This window comes from Sphingomonas sp. RS2018, assembly GCF_054489605.1.
The window spans coordinates 1-6,840 of record NZ_JBTMWL010000008.1 but is presented as its reverse complement, the minus strand read 5'-3'; the positions used below and the strand labels follow the sequence as shown (position 1 = coordinate 6,840).

General features: G+C 58.0%; 10 protein-coding genes. 5 read left to right on the top strand and 5 right to left on the bottom strand.

The window, feature by feature from the left end; genetic code table 11:
* Window positions 1–253, top strand: a 253-nt coding sequence (locus tag ACX40P_RS15035; RefSeq protein WP_459127175.1) for a hypothetical protein, incomplete at its 5' end; no start/stop codon positions are given.
* A 43-nt stretch (window positions 254–296) separates the two neighbouring features.
* On the opposite strand, the gene ACX40P_RS15030 is transcribed toward ACX40P_RS15035, so the two are convergent.
* The 4 genes from ACX40P_RS15030 to ACX40P_RS15015 form a co-directional block, all read right to left on the bottom strand.
* A complete protein-coding gene (locus tag ACX40P_RS15030) occupies window positions 297–815 on the bottom strand; it encodes a hypothetical protein (RefSeq protein WP_459127174.1) in 519 nt (172 codons plus the stop codon).
* Between the two features lie 7 nt (window positions 816–822).
* Entirely contained in the window at window positions 823–1,026 is a 204-nt protein-coding gene (locus ACX40P_RS15025) for a hypothetical protein (RefSeq protein ID WP_459127173.1), read from the bottom strand.
* Between the two features lie 88 nt (window positions 1,027–1,114).
* A complete protein-coding gene (locus ACX40P_RS15020) occupies window positions 1,115–1,690 on the bottom strand; it encodes a thermonuclease family protein (protein ID WP_459127172.1) in 576 nt (191 codons plus the stop codon).
* Between the two features lie 355 nt (window positions 1,691–2,045).
* The gene (locus ACX40P_RS15015) at window positions 2,046–2,459 is read right to left on the bottom strand and encodes a hypothetical protein (protein ID WP_459127171.1); all 414 of its coding nucleotides are present in this window, start codon (window positions 2,457–2,459) and stop codon (window positions 2,046–2,048) included.
* Between the two features lie 126 nt (window positions 2,460–2,585).
* On the opposite strand from ACX40P_RS15015, the gene ACX40P_RS15010 reads away from it, so the two are divergent.
* Entirely contained in the window at window positions 2,586–3,086 is a 501-nt protein-coding gene (locus ACX40P_RS15010; RefSeq protein WP_459127170.1) for a tetratricopeptide repeat protein, read from the top strand.
* A gap of 206 nt (window positions 3,087–3,292) precedes the next feature.
* Here ACX40P_RS15010 and nhaA read toward each other — a convergent pair whose 3' ends face one another.
* The gene (gene nhaA, locus ACX40P_RS15005; protein WP_459127169.1) at window positions 3,293–4,483 is read right to left on the bottom strand and encodes a Na+/H+ antiporter NhaA; all 1,191 of its coding nucleotides are present in this window, start codon (window positions 4,481–4,483) and stop codon (window positions 3,293–3,295) included.
* Between the two features lie 400 nt (window positions 4,484–4,883).
* Between nhaA and ACX40P_RS15000 the strand changes: the two genes are divergently transcribed.
* The 3 genes from ACX40P_RS15000 to ACX40P_RS14990 all read left to right on the top strand — a co-directional run bounded on the left by ACX40P_RS15000 (window position 4,884) and on the right by ACX40P_RS14990 (window position 6,682).
* Window positions 4,884–5,096 (top strand): DUF7336 domain-containing protein, encoded by a 213-nt coding sequence (locus ACX40P_RS15000; RefSeq protein WP_459127168.1) that lies wholly within the window; start codon window positions 4,884–4,886, stop codon window positions 5,094–5,096.
* Window positions 5,097–5,719: 623 nt separating this feature from the next.
* A complete protein-coding gene (locus tag ACX40P_RS14995) occupies window positions 5,720–5,992 on the top strand; it encodes a hypothetical protein (protein ID WP_459127167.1) in 273 nt (90 codons plus the stop codon).
* Window positions 5,993–6,268: 276 nt separating this feature from the next.
* Entirely contained in the window at window positions 6,269–6,682 is a 414-nt protein-coding gene (locus ACX40P_RS14990) for a hypothetical protein (RefSeq protein WP_459127166.1), read from the top strand.
* Window positions 6,683–6,840 lie beyond the last annotated feature (158 nt).

Sequence of the window (6,840 nt, the reverse complement as noted above, 5' to 3'; positions counted from 1 at the left end):
TCTGGTTGCGGCAATAGCACTCGTCATAGTTACGATCGTCACGCGGGCCATACCGATAAGCAGTGCCGATCATAGCAATGCGGTGTTTAGTAGCTTGATCGTCATCTCCCTAGCGGTGAGTTTCGTTATATATCGAATATACCGAAAAGAACTTCTTCGGATGCACCAGCCTAACCGAAAATTTCCATTGATTATGGCATTCATAACATCCGCGCTTCTAATTCAGCTTTCGTTGCGCGTCAGCCAGCTCTGATGCTGTAGAATGTCCGCTTCCGACCAACTGCAGGTAGACGGCATCAAGGTAGATTCTTCGGCTCGACATCGGCCTTCAGCATCACAAGCCGCTCGACGATCGCCCGGTAAGGCCCGTGGCAACTCGTCCATGGGTGCCGTAGCTCCAGTGTGGCAGCGGTCCAATATTCCGTGAGCAGCTTCGGATTCCGGACGAACGGACGCAGGACGTGCAGCGCGAGGCGAACCTCGATCGTCCCGACTGCCTTGCTGCTGGACTGATAGGCCGCCGCCTGCAGGATTTGCAGTGCGAGGTTGATAAGAGCGTGGCGGTGGGCACGCTGGCGAGCGCGCTGCTTGCCGTAAGGTATCGGCAGGAGATGGATCAGCGGGGACGCGCACCGCTTGGGGCATTTGAGCGCCGATCGAGCGGCACGCCAGTCAGTGTTGCCACCATTGGCCCGCACCTCCTCGATCAGCGCGGCCAGATCCCATACCTCTGTCGCTCGGCAGCTTCGGCACGTGACGCGCACCTGCGCTTCGATACGATGCAGATCGTGCAGGGTCTTCGGGTCACCAACCACATGCGGATTACGCGAAGACGGGGAGAGGAAGCTGCACGCCGGGAGCGGCCAGCACGGCCCGAGCCTGCTGCGCAGCACCGACTGCCTGCCGGTAGTGGATGGTGCAGCATCGTTCTGCCTCATCGAAGCCGACCGGTGCCCATTCGTCGCTCGGATAGCAGGCGTCGTAAATCGCGCGCGCAGCCGCACGCAGCCGGAGATCGTGCTCCATGCTAAGGCTCCATCGATGTCGAGACGCCACGAATCGGCGTGCGACTTGATTAGAACAATGCGGGAACATCGGGCAAGGGCGAAGGCGGTTAGCGGGTCACGCTCTTGTACGGCTCGCACGCGATGCCATCACCGTCGCCATCCATATGCGCGCCGTAGCCGGGTCTGCCGCGATACAGCGGGGCGGCACCGGCACGGCGTGCTTCGCCGCAGTTGCGATAGCTCCAACCAGCGCCTGTCGTCTCAGCGGGAAGGGGTCTCTTGCGGGCGGCGGCGACACGCGGTGAAGGTGGGGCGGTCTCGGCGGGCTGCTTAATTCCGCAGTCAGCCCGAACTAGCCCGAACTGGTCCCAATCGGATCGGTATATGGCGTGCGCCGAAGCCAGCTGGGCGCAGGACAAATCCACGCCGTTAACCCGTATCCTCGCCAGCGTTCGGTCGTAGATGTCGCGTCCTTGGCGATCAATCACGGCAATGCCGCGAGATACCGCTTCCAGTGCCCGCTTTGAAGCCAACGGATCGCCAGGCGCGCAGTCGCGACCTTCTCGGCAGTGGCCCGGCAATTCAGGGGCATCGATGCCGACGAGGCGGATGACTTCCTGACCGCAACGTAACGTGTCGCCGTCAACGGCGATTAATGAGCAGGCAAGGGCGACAAAAGACATGCGGACTACCTCGGGCATGCGCATTAAATTCCGGTTGCCTGTGCTCCCACGGGCGATAGCTCTCAATGGCCTGATTGGCTGCGCTCACTCAATTGCAGCCTTCCGGTCTCGGTGGCATCATCAGACGATGTCACCGCGCCGACCTGACCGCTACGACTACGGTTTCAGCATTCTGGGCGTTGTCCTAAGCTACCTGTTCCTTCTGCTCGCCAAGCAGCAAGGATGGTCGGCATGGCAGTCGCTCGGCCTGCTTGTGGCAGCGTCGATCCCTTTCGGATTGGCTCTCGGTTGGCTCAAGTGGCGGCTGCAAATGCGTCTCCGCAATGCCCGCTATCGCCCAGTCGCGGACATTCGTTTAGCCGGTAGTCACCTGTGCAACGTCTGCCCGAATACGCAGCACGAGCCCACCGGAGAAGCTGAAGTGAAGCCCTTCGAAGCCGTGTTTAGCCGCGAGGTCCTCATCTAAAAACGCGTCCCATCCACAATGCTCATCATAGTAAGCGACTTCGACGGCATCGTGCCGCAAGGGCACGGGTGTATCTACAAGGTCGTTGAAAGCCATCTTGATATGGCCGTAGCAGGTGAGGATCACCGCCTCGGGCAAAGCCTCTGGACCCGACCATTGATGGTCGCGCTGGAACCTCAACGTAACCGCATCTCCGGCAAGGTCCGTGCTGATACTGGCAACGTCGTAGAGGTTGTGCAGGTCGATCGCACGATCCTCCACGATCACCTCGGCGAACGCATGGATGGTGAAGTTCTTCAGCATGAGTCCGCTGTAGCCCAGCAACGCGCTTCATCAACGTCCGCTTTCCACCAGAATGCGAAGTTCCGCGCGCCGACCGGCGAACGACTGCAACCGCCCACTTGCGGACGTTGGCTGGACGAACCAATCATGCCAATCTCGGGCATGGCAGAAACTGACGCCCTGCTTCGGATCGCTTATGCAGCAGCGGAGGAAGGAGACTTCGCACACGCACGCGCGTGTTACGAGCGCGGGGCAGCGCTCGGCGACGGAATGTGCTTCCAAGCCTTGGGCTATATGTATGATGTTGGCGAGGGGGTGGCCAAGGATAAGGTCATTGCTATGAAGCTATATCGTGCGGCTTGGCGGCGCGGCGATCACGCAGCAGCTTCTAATATTGCAGTGATCTATCGCGAACGCGGCGAAATGCGGACGATGTTCAAATGGTTTGAGCGTCTCGCGCGCGCAGGTGATGGCAGTGCGCAGCTTGAAATGGCCAAGTGTTATTTAAGCGGGGTTGGAGTGCGGAAGGACATACAGGCTGCATTACGGTGCCTCGCCGTAGCGAGCAACTCCTACTACATTACCGAGTATGAGCGAGAAGAGGCGGAAGCGCTCCTTCAGACGCTCAAGCTCAGACTATCGAAATGACCGCTTTCCACCAAAGTCGGACATTCTGCCACGACCCGACTATGCATGTAGGCCGATCCACTCGCTAACAAAGTTTCGTGGGATTTATTCCAGTTATTTCAGAGGGGTTTAGCTTTGATTTGGCGTGAAGAGTGATACCTGACCGTATTGAACTAGTTTGCAAGTCGGAAATGCAGCCGGTCTGCTAACGACCTCACATCTGTCGCTTACGAATTCGCCCTCATCGCGATCTGATCGCGCTTCGCATATCGCAACGTGAGGTAACCTAGTAGGCCCGACACGAGTGAGCCCGCGAGCACACCAATCTTGGCTTCCGACTGCAAAAGCAAGCTGTCGGGAAAGGCGAGCAACGTTATAAAAATGCTCATTGTGAAGCCGATGCCGCAGAGCAAAGCCACGCCCAATATTTGCAGTCTTCCAGCATGCGCGGGCAAGTCTGCCCATCCAAGGTAAACTGCCATCATCGAAAACCCGAATACGCCAATCACCTTGCCAACCAGCAAGCCGCTCGCGACGCCCAAGGTCACAGGTGCCACAAATGCTTCGGCAGGAAGGCCGAGCACTGGCACAGCCGCGTTTGCCAATCCAAAGACTGGCACGACGAGAAAGCTAACAGGTAGGTGCAGAGAGTGCTCAAGCCGGTGAAGTGGACTTGTTGTGTGCGCGTCTGGTTGAGTCGGGGTCCGATCCATCGGGATCGTAAGCGCAAGGATCACGCCCGCAAGCGTCGCATGGACTCCCGAACCCAATACCATAACCCACAACACCAGCCCAATGATGACATACGGCGCGAGGCTCCGCACGCCGAAGCGGTTTAGGGTAACCAGCACAGCAACGGTCGCCGCTGCACCAGCCAGATAGATGAGCGAAATGCTCGCCGTATAAAACAGCGCGATGATGACTACAGCGCCAAGATCATCGATGATGGCAAGCGCAGCGAGGAACACGCGCAGGGATGCGGGGACCCGGTTACCAAGAAGCGCGATGACGCCCAGCGCAAAGGCAATGTCGGTCGCTGCCGGTATTGCCCATCCAGCAGCCGTAGGGCCAACGTTGAAAGCAAGATAGATCAACGCTGGAACAAACATTCCGCCCGCTGCCGCCACACCGGGCAGGATGCGTCGAGGCCAAGTTGAAAGCTGACCATCAAGCAGCTCGCGCTTGATCTCTAACCCTACCAGCAAAAAGAAGACTGCCATCAGGCCATCGTTGATCCAATGGGCCAACGACAGTGATCCCAGATACATGTGAAGCATCGCATCGAATGATGTCGCGAGCGGCGAATTAGCTATGGCGAGGGCGATCACCGCTGCCGCCATCAACACCAATCCAGCAGATGACTGCGCTTCGAGAAAACGGCGGATCGCGCTTTGCGGCGCATTTGACGTGCGGGTCATGTAACGTGTCCAGTCATGGGCAAGCCGCGCTGGCGGCCCGACCAGCGCACTACCTGCCCACATGGCGGACACCCTTCCGGCTCTATCGCATCGTCGTCACAGCAAGGCAATCAAATGCCACATTGCCATCATGGAGATCGCAGCTATCCACCCAAAGTCGGACATTCCGCCTCGACCGACCATGCATGTAGGCCGATCCGATCGCTAACAAAGTCACATCGAATTTATTCCAGTTATTTCAGAGGGGTTTAGCCTAAATCTGGCGTGAGGAGTGATACCTGACCGTATTGAACCAGTTTGCAAGTCTTTTGCGAACGTCCTCTAACGCCCAATAGCTGCCGTTCCTGCCTGATCCTGACGCACGCTAGCGCCCATCTGGATCGGTGCGTAAACTGCGGCCATGGAGACCGCTTACGTCTTGCACCACGTCCGCTCTGACGATGAGCACGGCGACGATGCCAAGCTAATCGGCGTGTATAGTTCGCCGTCCCGAGCGGAGGCGGCGGCGAAGAGGCTGCGGCAAGCGCCGGGGTTTTGTGACCACCCCGATGGCTTCACCATCGGTCCCTATCCGATAGACGAGGATCACTGGCGCGACGGCTTTGTCTGCTGACGCCCAAAGCCGGACAATAGCCGCGGTGCTAACCAGCGGTCAGTGCAACCGCTCGAAGCGTAGCGCCGGGGATCAGGTCGCATCCCTCCCGGACAGCTTGGCTAGCTGATGAGCGGGGTCCTGTCGGAATACGGAAGAGAACGGTTGATTGGGCGATCATGAGTAATCCACGCGGGCCGAGCGGTGACGTGTCAAATTTCTTGCGTGTTGCGTCAGCAACCTGGTTCGTCGCCATGAAGGTCGGCCTTCCTCGACCGTCCAAGCCTGTGGCTCTTAACTGCTCCAGCCTGTCAGCGTCCATGTTCGATAGGTCGAACGTGTAGGTGCCGTGCACCCGACCAGCCGAGATCGGCATATCTTCCGCGAGCCTTGCAAACCGAGCGGAGCATTGCTCGATCGTTTCGGGACCACGATCACAGGCAGCCGCAAAGTACGCCAGAACCAGTAGGAGCCCGAAATTCTGAAGTTGCCGCATCTGTTGCTCCAGTGATCCGAGTTGATCAAAATGCGTGAATGCGCATCTGTGTCCGTCTTCCACCAGATACCGACGTTGCAGCCCGGGCCGCCGAATGTCTGCAAGCGCCCAGTTGCGGACACACCGAGTGCGTGCGAACATTATCCTTATGGATGATCTTTCGGAACGGATCGACGTGGTGCCCAGCCCCGAAGGGTCGAAGCGTTGGGTGCTGCTACGCCGCGCCGATGGGTTGCATAGCTACTCTGAACACTCGCTAGAGGATGCCATTTACTGGGTTGATGAAGATGGTGGTGAGCGCGACGTGGCCGCACCAAAACGATGGACACAAACGTATCAATCGGGGCTCTTCGATAGCGAGGAACTAGCGCGATCGGACTCGTTCGACCGCATTCCATGGCTTTTCGCCGCAATCCTTTAGAGCAGGCCGAACGTCCGCTTTCCACCAGAATGCGAAGTTCCGCGCGCCGACCGGCGAACGACTGCAACCGGGCGATAGCGGACATTCGATCGGGTGGGGGAGCAATGTCCGGTGATGGTGGAAAGGGGACGTTCATGGTTGTGCAGCTGAGCGCCAAAATGGCGGAATGGCGCGAAAGGTTTGTTTTCGACGGGAGGCTTGATGAGCTCGATATTAACAGGATTCACTCCTAACCTATGTGAAGGAATTTTGCGTTCGATGTCATAAGTTAGCAATATGACGGCCACCTCGCTCGATTTGATGCCTTTCCATTCGATCCGAGAGGATCGTGCGAGCGGCTTAATTTATATCAAAATCGAAGGCTTTTTTGATTTAGCCACTTTGGAGAGGCATTTCAAAGCTGAGAAAGCGGCAGTTGATCACTGGCGATGGGAGGGTCGCCCGATCAGGGTTCTAATTGATGCAGTGAAGCTGCTGCCTCATTCAACTGAGTGTCAGGCACGGGTCCAGCGGGAAACGGGAACGATCTATCGGGCGGGTGATCGGGTGGCGCTTCAGGTTTCATCGAGCCTCGTTAAAATGCAGATGCGCCGCGTCTTTACCCAAGGCAATACGCTCGACTTCTTTCTGTCGAACGACGCTGCAAGGATGTGGCTTGACGCTCAGCCGGATCGACCCACGGAAGACTGACGATTCCGGCTGGTTCGAGAAGGTCCGCTATTGGGCGGTTGCAGTCGTTCGCGGGCTGGCGTGCTCAACGTCGCAATCTGGGTGGAAAGCGGAGTGGCCGCTTTCGGATAGCGAATGCTGCAAAACGCTCATTCGTTCACGTGGTTGAGCAAGACGTG

Bases quoted from the DNA above. Each gene is read 5' to 3' on its own strand.
- ACX40P_RS14990 (WP_459127166.1), top strand. From the start codon at position 6,269: ATGACGGCCACCTCGCTCGATTTGATGCCTTTCCATTCGATCCGAGAG.
- ACX40P_RS14995 (WP_459127167.1), top strand. From the start codon at position 5,720: ATGGATGATCTTTCGGAACGGATCGACGTGGTGCCCAGCCCCGAAGGG.
- ACX40P_RS15020 (WP_459127172.1), bottom strand. From the start codon at position 1,690: ATGTCTTTTGTCGCCCTTGCCTGCTCATTAATCGCCGTTGACGGCGAC.
- ACX40P_RS15025 (WP_459127173.1), bottom strand. From the start codon at position 1,026: ATGGAGCACGATCTCCGGCTGCGTGCGGCTGCGCGCGCGATTTACGAC.
- nhaA (WP_459127169.1), bottom strand. From the start codon at position 4,483: ATGACCCGCACGTCAAATGCGCCGCAAAGCGCGATCCGCCGTTTTCTC.
- ACX40P_RS15010 (WP_459127170.1), top strand. From the start codon at position 2,586: ATGCCAATCTCGGGCATGGCAGAAACTGACGCCCTGCTTCGGATCGCT.
- ACX40P_RS15000 (WP_459127168.1), top strand. From the start codon at position 4,884: ATGGAGACCGCTTACGTCTTGCACCACGTCCGCTCTGACGATGAGCAC.
- ACX40P_RS15015 (WP_459127171.1), bottom strand. From the start codon at position 2,459: ATGCTGAAGAACTTCACCATCCATGCGTTCGCCGAGGTGATCGTGGAG.